This is a genomic window from Bradyrhizobium sp. HKCCYLS2038 (assembly GCF_051167655.1).
In the GTDB taxonomy this organism is placed as follows: Bacteria; Pseudomonadota; Alphaproteobacteria; order Rhizobiales; family Xanthobacteraceae; genus Bradyrhizobium.
Genome location: NZ_JBNPTM010000001.1, coordinates 1,352,137 through 1,370,231 on the forward strand (window position 1 = coordinate 1,352,137; position 18,095 = coordinate 1,370,231).

Genomic DNA, 18,095 nt, shown 5'->3' on the forward strand with positions numbered 1-18,095 from the left:
CCCTCGTTGATCAGGCAATCTGATCCATGCTCGCGACAGCCGCAAGGAGCAGCATCAACTGACGATGCCCGGCTGGCATAGTACGTTCGGACGGCGAGGGGCTCAAGCTCTCGCCGGTCATGTTCACACGTCGTCGGGGATCATCAACTGCTTGATGTCGCTCGTCCTGGAGTCCTGATGTAAGATCGACTTGGGACGACGGAGGACTGGGGTGAAGCTCGGGAATATCAAGGCGATCGTGACTGGAGCGGCGAGTGGGATCGGCCGGCAGTTCGCCCTGCAGCTCGCGCGGTCCGGTGCAAGCCTGGTTGCCGTCGATGTCGATTCGGAGGGGCTGCGCAGTCTGGCGCGCGAGGGGCAGGGCACCCCAGGCAGATTGCTGACGGCGCAGGTCGACGTCACGCGCGAGGACGAGGTCAAGGCCGCGGTCGAGGACGCTCTGACGCGGCTCGAAGGACTCGATACGCTGGTCAATTGCGCCGGCATCCTGCGCGACGGATTGCTCGTCGCTCCCGAGGAGGAGTGGGTTCGCAAATTGCCGACGGCACAATGGAAGGCGGTGATCGACACCAACCTGACCGGTCCTTACCTGATGGCCCGCGAAGTGGCCGCCGCGATGCTGCGGCATCGCGTCCGGCCGGGCCTCATCGTCAACGTCTCCTCGGTGACCAGCAAGGGCAATCCGGGGCAGTCCAACTACTCAGCCTCGAAGGCCGGCCTCGACGCGCTGACCAGAACCTGGGGACTCGAACTCGCGCCGCACGGCATCCGCGTCGCCGGGATCGCGCCCGGCCTCACGGATACGCCCATGCTGGCGACGATGAGCTCCGAGCAGCGCGAACGGTTGCTGGCTCAGGTGCCGCTCGGCAGGGTCGGCACCACCGAAGAGATCTGGCTGGCGCTCGAGTTCATCATCAGGTGCGATTATTTCACGGCCCGTGTGATCGATATCGACGGCGGGGCGACGTTCTGATGGACCTGCAGGATCTCGATCTTCTCGACGAGTTGCTGCAGGAAGAAGGGCTTGCAGAGACCGCTCCGCGATTGCGCCCGCGCGGCGCGACCGAGGCGCCGGCGTCGCTGCAACAGCGGCGGCTGTGGTTTCTCGACCGGATGGATCCGGACTCCGCGGCCTACAATATAGCAACCGCGCTGTCGCTGACCGGACAGCTCGACGTATCAGCGCTCGCACGTGCGGTCGGACTGGTTGTGCAGCGGCAACAGGGGCTGCGGACGACGTTCCGGGAGCGCGACGGGCTGCCGTGGCAGGTCGTCGAACCGCCCGGCCGGATCCGCCTCGACTGCGACGACTGGCGGGATCGCATCGTCGGCGTGGACGAGCTGAACGATCTGGTCTGGCGTGCGAGCCGGCAGCGGTTCGACCTCGCGCAGGGTCCCTTGTTTCGTGCGCGCCTGGTGCGGCTTCCGGATCGCTCCGAGGGTGTTCCGACTGCCGTTCTTCTGATCTGCCTGCACCACATCATCGCCGACGGTTGGTCGCTTGGCGTGCTGGTAGATGAGATCGTTGAGAGCTATCGCGCGTTCCGTGCGGGCCGGGCGCCAGCGCTTGCAGAACTTCCGATTCAATATCTCGACTACACGGCCTGGCAGCAAGAGCAGCTCGATCAGGTGGGATTGACGACACAGCTGGCTTATTGGGAGAGCCAGCTGCAGGATCTGCCGCTGGTCGAATTTCCGACCGACTTCCCGCGGCCGCGGCTGCGGACTTTCGCCGGCGACCTCGTCCCGTTCTCGCTGCCCGTGCGCGTCACCAGCCGGCTGCGGCAGTTGGGCGGCGACAGCACCACGTTGTTCATGGGGCTGACCGCGGCGTTCGGCGTGTTGTTCGCGCGCCATACGCGGCAGCGCGACATCGTGATCGGGACGTCGATCGCGCAGCGCGCGGACCGCCAGACCCACGGCCTGATCGGCTTCCTGGTCAACATGCTCGTGCTTCGCTTCGAGCTGAAGGCCGAGGACAGGTTCGGCCAATTGCTGGACCGCGTACGTGCTGTCATGGTCGATGCCATCGACCACGGCGACGTTCCCTACGAGACGCTGGTCGAACGGCTGCAGCCCGAGCGTGATCCGTCGCGCAATCCGCTGTTCCAGGTCGCGTTGACGATGCTGAACGCACCGGAGCCCCGCGTCGAGATCGACGGCCTGGTGATCGAAGCCATCGCCAATCAGAGCGCCGCGCGCTTCGATCTCGAAGTCTTCTTTCACGAGCGGCCTGACGGCGAGCTCGATGGCGTCGTCTCGTTCAACACCGATCTGTTCCTGCGCGCATCGATCGAGCAGTTGGCGCGCGAGCTGTGCACCCTGCTGGACGACATCGCCGCCGATCCGGAGCGACCGGTCGCGCAGCTTCGCCTGCTCAGTGCACAGGAGGAGCAGGTGCTCGCCGGCGCCGGTCGCCGGCAGCCGATCACGGTCACGGACTGCATCCACCAGCGTTTCGCCCGGCAGGTCGCCGCGACGCCGGAGCAAATCGCGCTGGAGTGGGGTGGGGCGCCGCCATCATCAGCCGCTTCGTTGCCCTATGCGGAGCTCGACGCTTGGGCGAACAGGATCGCTGGCCGGCTCGTCGCCGCCGGCGTGGGTCCCGAAGTGCGCGTCGGGCTGTGGTTCGAGCGTTCGCTCGAGATGGTGGTCGCCATTCTCGCGACGCTCAAGGCAGGCGGCGCCTATGTGCCGCTCGATCCGGCCTATCCGCCGGATCGCGTGAGGTTTGTGATCGAGGACAGCGGTCTTGCCGTCATCGTCACCAGCCGCGAGCTGACCGAGCGCGTGCGGGTGTCTGGCCGGCCGCTGATCGTGATGGAGGACGCGGCCCGGCCTGATACGGACGAGCATGTGTCGCCGCCTCTCGTCATGGTGCATCCGAACAATGCGGCCTATGTCATCTACACGTCGGGCTCGACCGGCACGCCGAAGGGCGTCGTCGTCTCGCACGCCAACGTCATCCGGCTGATGGATGCGACCGACCGCTGGTTCGGCTTTGGCCGCCGCGACGTCTGGACGCTGTTCCACTCGTTCGCCTTCGACTTCTCGGTATGGGAGATCTGGGGCGCGTTGCTCTATGGCGGCCGACTGATCGTGGTGCCCTACGAGGTGACGCGTTCGCCTGATGAGTTCTACGACCTCTTGTGCCGCCGCCGCGTCACCGTGCTCAACCAGACGCCATCCGCGTTCGGCCAGCTGATCGAATCCGACCGGCGGCTTGGGCGTGAAGGCGAGATCAAGCTGCGGGCCGTCATCTTCGGCGGCGAGGCACTCGACCTCGCGATGCTGGAGCCGTGGATCGACCGTCATGGCGATGAGTTTCCGCAACTCGTCAACATGTACGGGATCACCGAGACGACCGTGCACGTGACCTACCGCCGCATCCGGCTGGGTGACGTGGCGCGCCGGTTCGGCAGCGTCATCGGCCTGCCGATGTCGGATCTCACCTTGCATCTGCTCGATGATCATTTGCAGCCGGTGCCGCCGGGCGCGCTGGGTGAAGTCGCGGTCGGCGGCGCCGGCGTGGCGCGTTGCTATCTGCAGCGGCCGGCGCTGACGGCGCAGCGCATGGTGCCGGATCCGCATGAGCCCGGCGGACGGCTATATCTGACGGGTGATGTCGCGCGGCGGCTGCCGGATGGCGGTCTGGAGTATCGCGGCCGTGCCGACGAGCAGGTGAAGCTGCGCGGCTTCAGGATCGAGCCGGGTGAGATCGAAGCGGCGCTGATGACGCATCCTGCTGTTCATCGGGCCGTGGTGATGGTGGGGCACGATACGTCCGGCGAAAAACGGCTGGTCGCCTATGTGGTGGCTGACGGCGCGCGCGTCGGGAACGGCGAGGCGCTGGAGACGACGCTGCGGGCGCATGCGGCCAAGCGGCTGCCCGACTACATGTTGCCTTCGGCCATCATGCTGCTCGGTACGTTGCCGATGACGCCCAACGGCAAGCTCGACCGCAAGGCGCTGCCGACGCCGTCGGCCGGCAAGCTGGCGGCCCGCGGCTTCAAGCCGCCGCGGACGGCTGCCGAACAGAGGCTCTGCGTGCTGTTCGCGGAGGTGCTGGAGCGCGAGCAGGTCGGGATCGACGACAATTTCTTCGCGCTCGGCGGCCACTCGCTGCTGGCAACGCGACTCATCAGCCGCATCCGTACCGCTCTGGGAATGGAGCTTCCAGTCCGCGCGCTGTTTGAGGCACCGACTGTAGCTGGCGTTGCCGCGAGGCTCGGAGACGTCGCGGCCACAGCTTCGACGACGGCGGTCGAACCCGCTGTTGCCGAAGTCTCCATTCCGCGCGCGCGCGGTGACCGGCCAGTGCCTTTGCTGCTGGCGCAGACGCGCTTGTGGTTTCTCGACCGGCTGGAGCCAGGCAATCCGGCCTATAATGTCGTGCTCGGGCTGCGGCTGCGCGCCATGGCGGATCGGCCCGGCGAACCGGCCGGGCTGGACGAGGACGCGCTACGTCGCGCGCTCGACGAGATCGTCAGGCGCCACGAGATCCTGCGCACGGTGTTTCAGAGCGACGACGATGGGCCGCGGCAGATCGTGCAATCACCGCGGCCGTTCGAGCTGGAGATCGTTGACCATAGCGGACTGTCCCAGGACCAGCAGACCTCGCGGCTCGCGGCCGAAGCGCACGGGGCGGCAAGGCATCGGTTCGATCTCGCGGCCGGTCCGCTCGCACGCGGCTGGCTGGTTCGCCTGTCCGACAGCGAGCATCGTCTGCTCCTCGTCATGCACCACATCGTCACCGATGGCTGGTCGTTCGGTGTGCTGACGCGCGAGTTGCGCGACCTCTATGCGGCGTTCCGTGCCGGTCGTCCGTCGCTGCTCGCCGAGCCGTCTTTGCAATACGCCGACTACGCCTGCTGGCAGCATGATCGCCTTGCTGACGGCGGCCTCGCCCGGCAGCGCGACTATTGGCTGCGGCAACTCGCGGGGCTCGAACCGGTCGAGATCCTTCCTCTCGACCATCCACGCAGGCCGGAGCCCATCGGGCGTGGCGCGAGCTTGCGTTTTCAGCTCGAGCCCCGGCTCGCGCGCGAGTTGACTGAGACCGCGGCTCAGCATGACGCGACTCTGTTCATGACGCTGCTGACCGTCCTCGCTGCCGTGCTGCACCGCTCGTCAGGCGCGGTCGATCTGCCGGTCGGCGTTCCCGTCGCCGGGCGCGACGGGGTCGAGGTCGAGCAGCTGATCGGCTTCTTCGTCAACACGCTGGTGATGCGAGTCAGCGCGGCCGGCGATCCGACGATGGCGCAGCTGCTCGCGCGCGCGCGCGAGGTGGCGCTCGGCGCATTCTCGCATCAGGATCTACCGTTCGAGGATCTCGTCGAGCGGCTGGCGCCACCGCGCCATCGCGGCCGGCATCCGCTGTTCGGCGTCATGCTGGTGCTGCAGAATCTGCCCGGAGAGCCTCTGTCGCTACCAGGCCTGACGATCGACCCGCAGGAGATCGAGACTGGAGTCAGCAAGTTCGATCTCACACTGCAGGTCGCGCCATCGGCCGGCGGTCTTGATTGTACGATCGAATACAACGCCGACCTCATCGAGCGATCGACGGTCGAGCAGTTGGCGTCGCGATTCGTGCTTGGCTGTGCGGCGCTGGTGCGGAGTCCGCAAGCGCGCCTGTCACAGCTGCGAATGGAGTCCGACGCCGAGCTGTCGCGCCGCCGTGCGCTCGCGCGCGGTCTGCCGCTGGCGGAGCCCATTCGTGGCGTCCTGGAGCAGATCTTCAGTCTTGCCGCACGGCAGCCGGATGCTGTCGCGCTGTCCTGGAACGGCGGGGGGCTGTCCTATCGTGAGCTGGCGCGGCGTGTTCGGCGTACCGGCGCAGGGCTGCGGGCCGCCGGTGTCGCCATTGGCAGCCGCGTCGGAGCGGCGTTCGAGCGCTCGCCGGAGATGATCATCGCCCTGCTCGGGATCATGCAGGCCGGCGCAGCCTATGTGCCGCTTGATCCCGGCTATCCGGCTGAGCGTCTCGCCTTCACGATCGAGGACAGTGGCGTCTGCCTGATCCTGGCGACGTCCACCGACGCGTTGAGCGACGTCACGGCGCAAGTCACATCCTGTCCGCCGGTGTTGTCACTTGCTGATCTAGCGCCTGGTGACGACCTCCGTCCGGAGCTGCCGTCTGGCGATCGTCTCGCCTACATCATCTACACTTCCGGTTCGACCGGCGCGCCCAAGGGCGTGATGGTGTCGCAGAGCAATCTGGCCGCGTCGACGGCAGCGCGAATGTTCGTCTATGACGATCCGCAGCCGCGCTTCGCGTTGTTGTCGTCGTTCGCCTTCGATTCGTCGGTGGCTGGCATTTTCGGAACTCTCTATGCCGGCGGCACCTTGGTGCTGCCGCCGCCCGGCGCGGAGCGCGATCCGATCGAGCTCAAAGTCGTGCTGCGGAGCCAGCGCGTAACGCAGTCGCTGATGCTGCCCGCGCTGTATCTGGCGCTGCTCGATGCGGCTGACGGCGGCGAGCTCGACACGCTCCGCACGGTGATCGTCGCCGGCGAGGACTGTCCGCCGCGTCTGGTCGAGCGGCATCGGCATGCGCTGCCGCACGCCACGCTGGCGAACGAATATGGCCCGAGCGAAGCCACCGTCTGGTGCACGGTCAAGCTCTGGCCGGCCGCTGCTGATGACGACAAGGACGTGTCGATCGGCACGCCGATTCCGGGCGTGCGCGTGTGGATCGCCGATGCCCAGGGATATCCAGCGCCGCTCGGTGCCGCAGGCGAGCTTTGCGTCGGCGGAGCCGGAGTTGCCATCGGCTATTCCGGCCGGCCGGGCCGGACAGCCGACAGCTTCGTGCCCGATGCGCAAGCGGACGCGCCAGGTGCGCGCTGCTACCGCAGCGGCGATCGCGCGCGCGTGTTGGCCTCGGGTGAGATCGGCCTGCTTGGCCGGATCGATCGTCAGATCAAGGTGCGCGGCTTCCGCGTCGAGCCGGGAGAGGTCGAGGCGCGGATCCTGCAGTCGGAATGGGTGCGCGAGGTGGCAGTGACGACTGCGCGCGATGCCCGCGAGCGCCTGCAACTCGTCGCCCATCTCGTGCCGCTGCCGGGACACGACCGACCGGAGTCCAGCTTGCGGGCCTGGCTGGCGGAACGCGTGCCGGCGCATCTCGTGCCGGCGAAGTTCGTCTGGCACGATCAGTTGCCGCGGGCGGCGGGCGGCAAGGTCGATCTCGCGCGGCTCGAGACCTCGTCAGGACTGCCGCGCCGGGATGAGGTGGCGGCGCCGCGCAATCGCCTCGAGCTCGAGCTGCTGCGCGTCTGGGAGGACGTGCTGGGCCGCGATGCCATCGGGATCGACAACGACTTCTTCGAGCTCGGTGGTCACTCCCTGCTTGCGATCGAGCTGATCGCGGAAATCCGCCGCAGGCTCCGCCGCGACGTGCCGCTCGCGGCGCTGTTTGCTGGCGGCACTGTGGCGCGGCTCGCCGAACTCATCAGCTCGGCTCCGCCGCAGACCAGCGTCACGCAGGCTGAGCCGAGCCAGAAGCAGTCGGGCGTGCTCGTGCCGTTGTCGTCAGGCGATGGTCCGCCACTGTTCCTCATTCATCAGGCCGGCGGCAACGTCATGTCCTATTTGCCGCTTGCGCGGCAGCTTGGGATGGCGGGACTGTCGCTCATCGGCCTGCAGTCGGTCGGACTCGACGGCTCCGAAGCGCCGTTGACGCGCATCGACGACATGGCGGCGCACTATCTGGCCGCGATCAGGGCCACGCAGCCGCGCGCTCCCTACAGGCTCGCCGGGCACTCGCTGGGAGGGCGGCTGGCGCAGGAAATGGCGCGGCAGTTGGGCGAGGCCGGGCTGGATGTGGATTTTCTCGGCGTGATCGACGTGCCCGGAATCGAGGCCGACCTGAGCTGGACCACGATCCTGGATGAGGAGGAGCATGAGGTTCTTGCGCAACTCGTCCGGCAGATTGAGCTCTTCCATGGCCGGCCGCTGGAGGTCTCGGCCGAAGCGTTGCGCGTCTTGACGGCTGACGCGCGCATCGATCTGGTCGTGAGCCGCATGAAGCAACGCGGCCTGCTCCCGATCGATGCCAGGGCGGACGAGGTGAGCGGGCTGTTGAATGTCTACAAGGCGAACATGCGCGCGATCGCGGCGTTCACGCCGAGGCCGTGCCGTGCCGACATCCACGTCTTCGCAACGCGTGCGCTGGCGCAAGCTCATCCGCAGGATCCAACGTTGGGATGGGGCATGCTGACGGCTGGCCGCACCCATGTGGTGCCGGTGCCAGGGGAGCATATGTCGCTGCTTGGCGCCGACCACGCGCCCGCATTGGCTGCCGTGATCCTTGAAGCTTGCCGCGATGGATAGGGCGAGCGATTGCCGCTGATCAATGTCCTTTCGGTCGGGAGAGGCTGGTCGAGACCAGATGGTACAGCATCTGACCGGTCGACGGCGGGCTGTACAGCCGGTCCGGACGCGGGCGGGCGAGCAGGCCGTGCCAGATGAAGTCGCGCGCCAGCAACGCCCAGGCGGTGGGGCTGCGCATCCGCATCATCACCTCGACGTCGTGGCGCGGCGTGAGCGGCTCGCCGTGCCAGCAGGACAGCGAGATCGAGCTCTCGGACGAGGCGAAGTAATGCCACCAGGCGCGCGGCAGGAACAGGATGTCGCCGGGCTCCAGAAAGCCCTGCAGCATGGCCGCGCGGGCAAACCGCGGATGGGCCGCAAGGTCGGGATGCTCCGGCGCGACCTGGCTCTTGGTATGTGAGTCCGGAAACAGATGCAGATTGTAAGCCTGCTCGGGCGCTGCCATCAGCACGCGCTTGGTGCCGTGCACCTGGGCGAACAGATTGTCGGCATGGTCGTAGTGCAGGCCGGAGCGCGTGTTGGCGCCGATCCAGATGATCACCGCCTTGATGTCCGACGTCAGCGGCGTGAAATCGTAGTCATCCGCGAGGCCCGGCAACCGGTCGACCGGGATCTGATCGATGTAGCAGCGGTCGCCGCTCTGCATCAGCGCGACGAACTCGCGCACGGTCATCGCGCGGCGGTAGTCCTTGTCGCGCAGCGTGTAGGGCACCTCGGTATCCGGCAGGCCGACGCTGGGCCGGACCTGGACGTCGCCTGCGATCTCGGCGAGGTAGGCCGGCGACCACAGTTTGACGGCACGCCACGCCGCGCCGGCGCCCTCCAGGATCAGCGGTCGCCGCTGCTCGCGGTGCAGGGCGAGGGCCGGGCCGATGTCGGCGCCGCGCACCCGCGGTATCTCGGGATAGGCGAGATGCTTCGTCCCTTCGACTCGTTGCAGCATCGCGAGACCCTCCCATTGCCTGTCGATGAGCTCGATGACCGCAGGACGTTCAACTAGAACATGCGATCGGTCCAGGATCGCGGCGTCTTGTCGCTGACGATCTCGACGTCGAGATGATAGCGGAATTTGCGCGGGCCGAGGCGGCGGATGTAGTCGGCGAGATCGGTCAGGCCTTCGCGCAGCGTGACGTTGGTCTTGTAGCCGAGCATGCGGCGCGCCTTGTCGGCGGAGCAGGTGGCAAAGCGCACCTCCTGCGGCCGGTCGGGCAGATAGATCGGGTCGAGGTCGAAATCGAGAATGTCGGCCAGGATCTCGGCCAGCTCGTTGATCGAGATGAATTCGTTGTCCGGGCCGATGTTGAAGGTCTCGCCGACGACGTCGTCGCGCAGTGCCGCCTGGCCGATGCAGTAGACGCAATCCTGGACAAACGAGAAGCAGCGCTTCTGGGTGCCGTCGCCATAGATGATCGGCTGCCGCTTCTGCAGCATCAGGTTGGTCATGATGGCGGCGACGTTGCGATAGGGATCGTTGAACTTCTGTCGCGCGCCGATGATGTTGTGCGGCACGCAGATCACATATTCGAGGCCATGGGTTCGGCACAGCGTGGCGACCAGCATTTCGGCGGCGTATTTGGCGATGCCGTAGGGGTCCTGCGGCCGGCACACCATGTCCTCGGTGAATGGCAGCGTGTCCTGGGTGCCGTAGCGCGCCATGCTCGAGCAGTAGACGAAGCGCTTGACGTTGTTCTGGATCGCCGCGCTCAGCATGGTCGAGGTGATCTGGAACGTGTTCTGCGTCACCAGGTGCGGCGAGAACACCGACAGCCCCTCATAGGCGGTGCAGGCGGCGTGGATGATGACGTCGCAGCCCTTGGTCAGCTTGACCATGGAATTCAGATAGCCGCAGTCGATCTGGTGGAATTCGGCGTCGTCCGGCACGTTTTCGAGATAGCCGCCGATCAGCGAGTCGTTGCCGCAGACCTCGTGGCCGAGCTGCAGGAAGTAGTCCGCGAGATGACTGCCGAGAAATCCGGCGATGCCGCTGATGAAGATCTTCATGGGTGACTGCTTGCCATCCGGCCGGGGAGCGATGCTTGGACGGGGTGATGCGCGGCGCGGGCCCGCGCGACATGATCCTGGATGAGATCCGCGGCACGTGCCGCGCCGCCGGCACGGCGGCAGGCATCACCGATCCGGGCGCTGTGGCGGGCAAAACCAGGCTCGGAGAGCAGGCGCCGCGCAGCGTCGCGCAGCTCAGCGGGAGACGAATCGACGCTGCGGCGAAGTCCGGCGCCCTGTCGCTCAAGCCGGATCGAAATGATGTCGGTCTCGAACGTGGTCGGGACCGCGAGCATGGGAATGCCGAACCACGAGCCCTCGCGGGCGCCACCCATGCCGCCATTCATCACGAACAGTTTGGCACGCGGCAGGATGTCCAGCTGCGGCAGCAGGCCGTCGCGATCGATGCTCCAGACGATGAAGTTGGGCGGTACCTCGCCGAGATCCTCCGGCGTGGTGCTGGCGGAGAGCAGCATCACGACCTGAAGGTCGAGGTCGGCGAAAGCGGTGAGGCACTTGCGGAAGAACTCCGGACCTGGATCGCAGATGGTGCCAAAGCCGATATAGATGATGTCGTCGTCGAGCCGGCTCATGTCGAAGCCCGGAACCTCCTGGCTCGGCCGGTGATGCACCGAGCCGACGAAATGGTAGCTGGCATCGAACAGATGATCGTGCGGCTGCAGCTCGCGCGGCGTATGGCAGATGTTGACCGGCTGCGGGTTGGTGTAGGTCTCGATCGCCGAGACCCTGGTGCCGTGCCGGCGCTCCAGCTCGCGGGCAAGGCGGCGGAAGCCGAAGTAAGTCCCGGTCCCGCGCATCACCATCCGCGGCAGGTCGCGCCAGAACGTCCAGCACGACAGCTGCAGGCGCCAGCTCAAGGCGGGGGTATGCACCGAGGTGATCGCGGGAATGCCGAGCTTGGCGGCGATCATCTTGCCCCACAGGCAGAGCGAATCGTGGACGATGTAGTCCGGCCGCTCGGCGGTCACGCGCTCCAGCAGCTCCGGATACCAGGCGAGCGTCCACCAGCACATCGCGGTCGGCAGATCGAGTTCGTGGTGGAAGCGCCAGCCGGCCATCGGGCCGGAGTAGGGCCCGGGGACGTCGGGATAAGCCTGGAAGGTCGCGCCGAGCGCCTCGATCTCGGTGCGGTAGCGCTCGGTCTCGAAATAGACGATCTCGTCGCCGCGCCGGACCAGTTCGGCCACCATGCCGTAGGTGGCGATGACGTGCCCGCCGCCGCAAACGTTCAAAAACACGCCCTTGGCCATGTCCGTCCGGGCTCCGAAATCAGGCGACGCGCGCGTTGACCGGCCGGGCGCTGACCGGCTGGAACACGCCGCGCAGCTGCGCCCATTCACGATCGTAGTTCGGCCGCTCCTCATCGAAGGAGCGGATCACCATGCTCTGGGCGATCCGCAGGAAGTCGATCAACTGCTGCCGCGTGATGCCGTTGGCCAGGAAATACGGCACCGACCACATGTCGACGCCGTAGAGCGGCAGCAGCACCGAATTCTTGACGTTGCGGTAGAGATAATCGACATGGTCGCTGGCTTCCTGCCACGTCATGGTGTTGTGGCTCCAGCTGTAGCCGGATCCCTGCAGGCCGAACTCGGCGGCGCGCTCCTGCACCGGCACCTTCGGATCATGGAAATAGCTCTCGACCGCGTAGAAGGTCGGAGCAGTCTCCTCGATGAAGGAGAGGGTGTTCTGGACGGAGGCGGCGGTCTCGCCCGGGAAACCGATGATGAAGGAGGCGTGGACCATGATGTCGCGCTCGGCCAGCATCCGCATGCCGCGCTTGTAGCCGTCGACCTTGACGGCCTTGTTCATGTTCTTGAGGACCTGCTGATCGCCGCTCTCGATGCCGGCGAACACCGCGACGCAGCCGGCTTTCTTGATCAGGTCGAAGGTCTCCTCGTCGGCATTGGCGCAGCGGAAATACGACGCCCACTGGAAGCCGAAATCCTCCTCGATCATCATGCGGCACAGCTTCTTGAAGCGCGGCAGCGGCACGTTGAAAGTGTCGTCGATGAAATAGATGAACTTGACACCGCGGGATTTCAGCATGCGGAATTGCTGCCTGAGCACCTCGATGTCGTTGAGCGTCAAGGCCCCGCCGATCGCCGGGTAGCGGCAGAACGCGCAGGCGAAGGCGCAGCTGCGGGCGGTGCGCATCCAGACGAACGGCGACAGGTAGTCGTCACTGAATACGGTCCAGTCGATGACGTTGGCATCGAGGTCGTTGTTCTCCGGCCGGCGCTCGCTGCGCGCGAAGGTGAAGCCGTCCTCGGTCCAGATCAGGTTCGGCACCTGGGAGAGGTCCGGCTCCGGCCGGCGCAGCTCCAGCAGCAGCTCGGCGAGCGTGTTCTCACCCTGCGAATCGAACACATAGATGTCGGCGTCCATCTCCTGGAACAGGACATCCTGGGTGTCGGCATCATGGTCCGAGCAGGTGTTGAAGATATGGGGACCGCCGACCACGATGCGGACGTCCGGATTGTGCTGGCGGATGAACTCGACGACCTCGCGGACCGGTCGCGGCGTGGTGTAGACCGTAGTGGTGATCGCAACCGTGCGCGGCGACTGTGCCAGCAGCTCGATCAGCCGGCCGCGGTCATGGTTGAAGAAGTTGACGATTTCAGACTTGAGCCCCCGTGCGGCGAGGAAGCTCTTGAGAATACAGCAGGCGAGGCTCGGCGTGCGCGCTACGTGTAGCCCGTGCCGCAGGCCGGTGGCGTCCTCGAGCGCGCAATTGAGCAGGTCGGTGAAGTGCCGCCAGCGTCCCCTGGTGTGCACGGCATTACCGCGGAAATGCCGGTAGGCGCCGGAGAAGTTCTGAAGGGGCTTGAGCTCGTCGTCGATCCAGTTGAGGTCGGTATCGTTGTATCCGATGAGAATGCAGTCGATCTCGGATCCCAAGGTCGCTCTCCTCAGTCCGGCGCGCAAAAAGCCGGTTTCGGCGCATGGGTTGACCGCACCGAACAAAGCCTAGAATTGCTGAGATAACAAAAGTAACTAAGGAGAGAATATTACGGTTGGATCAATGCGTCCACTGTTCAATTGCCCGTTGTACCGCCAACAGCCGTTGTCCCTGTGGGCTACTGAGATCTGCAGCCAGCGAATCGTTCAAGGTGGTCACCGCGTCAGTCGATCTCGGCCGCGTGATGCTCGAACGGCTTTGGACATTCTCGCGCGGCGGCGCTCCAGGCAGCCGATTCGCCGAACGGTCTTGATTTCCTGTCGTGGGAGCGTGTTTTCCGGTCAGCTCAAGACCGGGTGCGAATGACGATGGTCTTCACGATCTGGACGCACCCTTGGGACGTCGTGAAACGATGTCTTGCGTTCGCAACAGCAATCACGAGGATCGCAATCCCAATCGCACTCTGCGTTGGCTCGGCTGAACCAACACGCCTGAAAGGGCTCAAGAGAGCGGCTAGTGGCTATCGGTCCGACTGATGGATTGTTTCCTCCATCGCCGGACTGGATGCACCGCGTCGTCGTTGGCGAGCGCCGATGTGCTGAACGCGGCAGGTATGGATACGATCACGATGACTATTGCGGATGTTCAGGTCGCCAACCTCGTCGCGAGCGACTTCCTGTTTCACTGATGGGACGACGCGGCGTCGGGCCGCCGATCAGGCGGTGCGACCCGCGTGTATGCGTCCCGATGTTTCGATCTGCAGCCGCATGTCTGTGCGAGAAGCTTGGCGGGCCCGGCGGGACTCGACTCCGCTCATCGGCGATTCCTCACCGTGCAGGTAGGCCCCGTCAACTCGCTACGCAGCGACAGCGTGATGATGGCATCTAACGAACAAGCTCCCGCACGGGATGGGTCGTCACCAACTGCCGGGCGTGGAATTGACGCAAAATTCCCGCGGAAATTGCATTGTTGATCGTGCTTGCGCCTAACTGGAACTCCACACTTGCGCGCGGCGATGCTGGATAGGAGGATGTCCATCAGCTGAAGCTCATCGCCGATCGGAAGCGCTGGTGCGCTGCCGCTATTTCGGAGGTGGGCACCCGCCAATATCGCAACGCCGACGATGTGGTGAGCCGCCTGATGGGTCCGGACGAGCGCTCGAAGTTCCGGTTCGGCCGTTTTGAACTCGACCTGCGCCGGGGGGGCCTGTTCGATTCCGAAGGTGAAATCGAGCTGCGTCCCAAAACGTTCGAGGTTCTCTGCCACCTGGTTGTCAACGCCGGACGTCTCGTCCGTAAGGACGAGATCATGGACGCGGTGTGGTCGCGCGTCACCGTGAGCGACGGATCGCTGACGCAGTGCATCAGCGAGATCCGGTCGGCGCTCGGTGATCACAACCAGCACATGATCAGGACCGTCGCACGACGTGGCTACGTGTTCGCGGCACCCATGTTGCTTGCGTCGACATCCGCCACCGACGGCGAGACGCCGGTGGGGTCGTCCGCGCCAGCGACTGATCCCGCTCTGCACGATCTGCAGCCGGCAGAGAAAAATGAACCATCCGCAGCAGTGCATGCGTCCGAACGGCGCGAGTTGACGATCCTTGCGGGTGAATGGGTCGACCTGGCCGCGTTGTCGGCGGCGCTCGATCCGGAGGACCTGCAAGTTGCGATGAGCGCCTGTTTCGATCGCTGCGTCGCCATCGCAGCGCGCTATCACGGTCACGTCGCGCGCAAGCTGGACGATGGCGTGCAGATCTATTTTGGTTATCCGCTTGCAGGCGAACACGACGCGGAAAACGCGGTGCGCGCAGGTCTCGACATGATGGCCCAGATGATGGTGCCGTCTGGCATTGCAGGTGCGGCTGGTTCGGGACGTCCGATGGTGCGTATGCGCATCGGCATTGCCAGCGGCATGGTGCTGATGGCAGAGACCATCCGCCGCGGACCGCGGCAGCCGGATGCCGTCGGCGTGACGCCGCATCTCACCAAGCGCCTGATGGCTCAGGCGCCCGCAGGCGGCGTTCTGATCGACGACAGAACGCGTCGTCTTGCTGGCGAGTGGTTCGACTGCCAGATGGCCGAGCCGGTGCAACTCGACGGCGCGGCGGGGCCGGTCGGGACGTGGCGGGTGGTCGGCGCGCGCCAGGTCGACAGCCGGTTCGAAGCGTTACGGGCAATTGCGGTGGCGCCTCTCGTCGGACGCCGTGTCGAGGCTGAGCTGTTGCGGCGGGCGTGGCGGCGCGCGGCTGGCGGCGATGGACAGCTTGTGATGATCTCGGGCGAGCCGGGCGTCGGCAAGTCTCGATTGGCGCGGGAGCAACTGTATCTGGTTGCGGGCGAACGTCACGCCGTCGTCCAGTATTCCTGCTCGCCACAACATTCCGACAGCGCACTCTATCCATTCATCCGGCAACTGAAGCGTGCTGCAGGGCTCTCGGGAGGTGTCGAACCCTCCCTGCAATTGGATCGGCTCGACGCGTCTCTGATGCAAGTCCCGGCCGACAGGCGGGCCCGGCTCGCCGAGTTGCTGGAGATTCCGATTGACGACCGATATCCCGCGTTTCGTGGCACGCCCCAGGAGCGGCGCGAAAGCACGATGGACGCCCTCATCGACTGCCTCGAGAACGAGGCCCGACGACAGCCGTTGATCGTCATTGTCGAGGATCTGCAATGGATCGATCCGAGCAGCCTGGAGGTCCTGTGCCGGAGCATCCCCGGTCTGGCCCGACTGCCGGTGCTGATGATGCTGACGTTCCGCCCGGAATTCAAACCGCCCTGGCGGACAGCAGCAAACGCGACACAGTTGCCATTGGACCGGCTCACGATTCGTGAGTGCCGGACGCTGATCGGCCAGGTCGCCGGGCCCGCACGACTGAGCGAAGACGTGACCGAGCAGCTGATCGCGCGGTCCGATGGCGTACCGCTGTTTCTCGAGGAACTGACGCGGGCAGCAACCGCGGCGGGCGTGCCGGCATCACGCCATCGACCTTCGATGGACGTGGCCGCGCCGGTGCCGCCGACCCTGTCGGGCGTCCTGCTGGCCCGCATCGATCGCCTCGGGCCAGCACGAGAGGCGGCGCAGATCGGGGCGGTGATTGGCCGCGAATTCTCGCGTGACCTCGTGGCAGCCGCAACCGGATGGGACGAGAGCAAGTCGACGGAAATGTTCGACCGATTGATCGATAGCGGCATCGTGGTGCGGGACGCCGGGTCCCAGCATGCGAGCTTCGTCTTCAGGCACGCGCTGGTCCAGGATGCGGCCTATGCCACGCTCGCGCGCGAGAGGCGGCGAGAGCTGCATCGGCGTGTGGCCGATGCGCTCCGCACGCAGCCGCCGCTGCTCGGAGGCGCCACGCCAGAGATCATCGCACGCCATTACTTCGAGGCCGGGTCCTTGCAGGACGCAGTCATGTTCTGGAGTGAGGCCGCCGACCTCGCCACGCGGCGCGTCGCGCTCGAGGAAGCCCTCGCACATCTGTGCAGGGCGATCGAGGTTGCCGACGGTGCAGCCAGCGCCGGCGCACCCTGGGCCTCGAGCAGCCTTCGTGTGAAGCTATACATCGCCTACGGCCAGGCTCTGTTGTGGGCCAGATCGCTGGAGGAGACCATCGAGGCATTTGCCCGTGCCCGCGAACTGGCTGCGGAGCTCGACGACCCGTCGGAGCGGCTGTCCACCTATTACGGGCTGTGGGCGAGCAGCCTGGTGTTTGCTCAAGTTACATATGCTGGCGAGACCGCCGATGCATTCATGCGTGATGCCAAGATCGGCGCGCGACCGGACGTGATCGCGGTCGCCCATCGGATCGTCGGCACGACGCTGTGGCACCGGGCTGACTTCTCCAGCGCCCGTGCCAACCTCGAACAGGCCCTCGCGATGGGAGCACGTGGCCACGACCCGCGTTTCGGTCCCGATCTCGATGCGGCCGCCTCGATGATGCTGGCGGCGACGCTCTGGTGCGAGGGCGAACTCGATCGCGCAAGGCGTCTGCGCGAGCACGCGGTCGCGCGCGCGACGGAAGGCGGCAGCGTCCTCACCATGGTTTATGTCACGATGTATCATCTGATCATGGACATGGTCCGGGGTGATGCAACGGCTGCTGCTCTGCGTTCTCCGCACCATGTTGCGTTGTGCCGCGAGCACGGCCTGCGTCACATTGCCTACGCTGAAATCTGCCGCGCGGCCTCGCGGTGGGGCATCGGTGAACGCGACGGCACGCTCGACGAACTCAGGCGCGCCATCGACAAGCAGCGCTCATACGGTCAGACGCTCGGACTGCCCTGGTCGCTATCGCTGCGGGCGCAGGCCGAACGCGATGTTGGGCAGATCGAAGCAAGTCTCGACTCGATTGAGGCCGCTGTGAAAACCGCGGAGCAGACCGGCGAGCTCTGGTATGTCGCCGATCTGCACCGCCTGCGCGGCGAGATCTTGCTGGCAAAGGGAACGGCGGCAGCGGAGGCCGGCGAGGCCGCGCTGCGCGTTGCGCTGTCGACGGCGCAGCAGCAACAGGCCCGTAGCTATGCGCTGCGCGCGGCGTTGTCACTTGCGCGACGGTTGGCTGGCACTGGGCGGCGCGCCGAGGCACATGATGTGCTCGCGCCGGCAGTCATCGGGTTTTCAGCAACTCCCGAGCTGCCGGAGATCGAACTGGCGCTCGCCCTGCAGGCCGACCTCGCGGCTGGTCTGACAGCGCAGGTCAAGAACGAGCAAGCGGCGGAGTGATCCTTAGGCAATTCGCGCGAGGCTCGCAGTCTGTGCCATGAGGCCGTCGTTCTGCCAGCGCCCTTGTCGGGCGTTCTGATGTTCTGCAAATGCCGCGCGAGTGCCTTGATCAGTT

The 18,095-nt window shown here is 65.9% G+C and carries 7 protein-coding genes; 3 read left to right on the top strand and 4 right to left on the bottom strand.

The genetic code is table 11. From position 1 onward, the window contains the following. The first annotated feature begins 211 nt into the window (after positions 1-211). Entirely contained in the window at positions 212-973 is a 762-nt protein-coding gene (locus ACQR1I_RS05850; protein WP_434867572.1) for an SDR family NAD(P)-dependent oxidoreductase, read from the top strand. Continuing rightward, a complete protein-coding gene (locus ACQR1I_RS05855) occupies positions 973-8,334 on the top strand; it encodes an amino acid adenylation domain-containing protein (protein ID WP_434867571.1) in 7,362 nt (2,453 codons plus the stop codon). Before ACQR1I_RS05850 ends, ACQR1I_RS05855 begins: the two co-directional genes overlap by 1 nt. Before the next feature lie 19 nt (positions 8,335-8,353). On the opposite strand, the gene ACQR1I_RS05860 is transcribed toward ACQR1I_RS05855, so the two are convergent. Genes ACQR1I_RS05860 through ACQR1I_RS05875 form a run of 4 tightly spaced genes read right to left on the bottom strand, consistent with a single transcriptional unit; the run spans position 8,354 to position 13,257 of the window. Then, a complete protein-coding gene (locus ACQR1I_RS05860; protein WP_434867570.1) occupies positions 8,354-9,277 on the bottom strand; it encodes a cupin-like domain-containing protein in 924 nt (307 codons plus the stop codon). 53 nt (positions 9,278-9,330) lie between these two features. Beyond that, complete coding sequence (locus ACQR1I_RS05865) at positions 9,331-10,335, bottom strand: NAD-dependent epimerase/dehydratase family protein (RefSeq protein ID WP_434867569.1); 1,005 nt, start codon at positions 10,333-10,335, stop codon at positions 9,331-9,333. Continuing rightward, positions 10,332-11,606 carry a nucleotide disphospho-sugar-binding domain-containing protein gene (locus ACQR1I_RS05870; RefSeq protein WP_434867568.1) on the bottom strand — a complete coding sequence of 425 codons (1,275 nt, stop codon included), beginning with the start codon at positions 11,604-11,606 and terminating at the stop codon, positions 10,332-10,334. Before ACQR1I_RS05870 ends, ACQR1I_RS05865 begins: the two co-directional genes overlap by 4 nt. A gap of 19 nt (positions 11,607-11,625) precedes the next feature. After that, on the bottom strand, positions 11,626-13,257 hold the full coding sequence (locus tag ACQR1I_RS05875; protein WP_434867567.1) for a radical SAM protein: 1,632 nt from the start codon (positions 13,255-13,257) through the stop codon (positions 11,626-11,628). A 1,093-nt stretch (positions 13,258-14,350) separates the two neighbouring features. Between ACQR1I_RS05875 and ACQR1I_RS05880 the strand changes: the two genes are divergently transcribed. Beyond that, complete coding sequence (locus tag ACQR1I_RS05880) at positions 14,351-17,980, top strand: AAA family ATPase (RefSeq protein WP_434867566.1); 3,630 nt, start codon at positions 14,351-14,353, stop codon at positions 17,978-17,980. Positions 17,981-18,095: the final 115 nt, after the last annotated feature.

Coding starts and splice junctions, on each gene's coding strand:
- ACQR1I_RS05870 (WP_434867568.1), bottom strand. CDS start 11,606: ATGGCCAAGGGCGTGTTTTTGAACGTTTGCGGCGGCGGGCACGTCATC.
- ACQR1I_RS05860 (WP_434867570.1), bottom strand. CDS start 9,277: ATGCTGCAACGAGTCGAAGGGACGAAGCATCTCGCCTATCCCGAGATA.
- ACQR1I_RS05855 (WP_434867571.1), top strand. CDS start 973: ATGGACCTGCAGGATCTCGATCTTCTCGACGAGTTGCTGCAGGAAGAA.
- ACQR1I_RS05865 (WP_434867569.1), bottom strand. CDS start 10,335: ATGAAGATCTTCATCAGCGGCATCGCCGGATTTCTCGGCAGTCATCTC.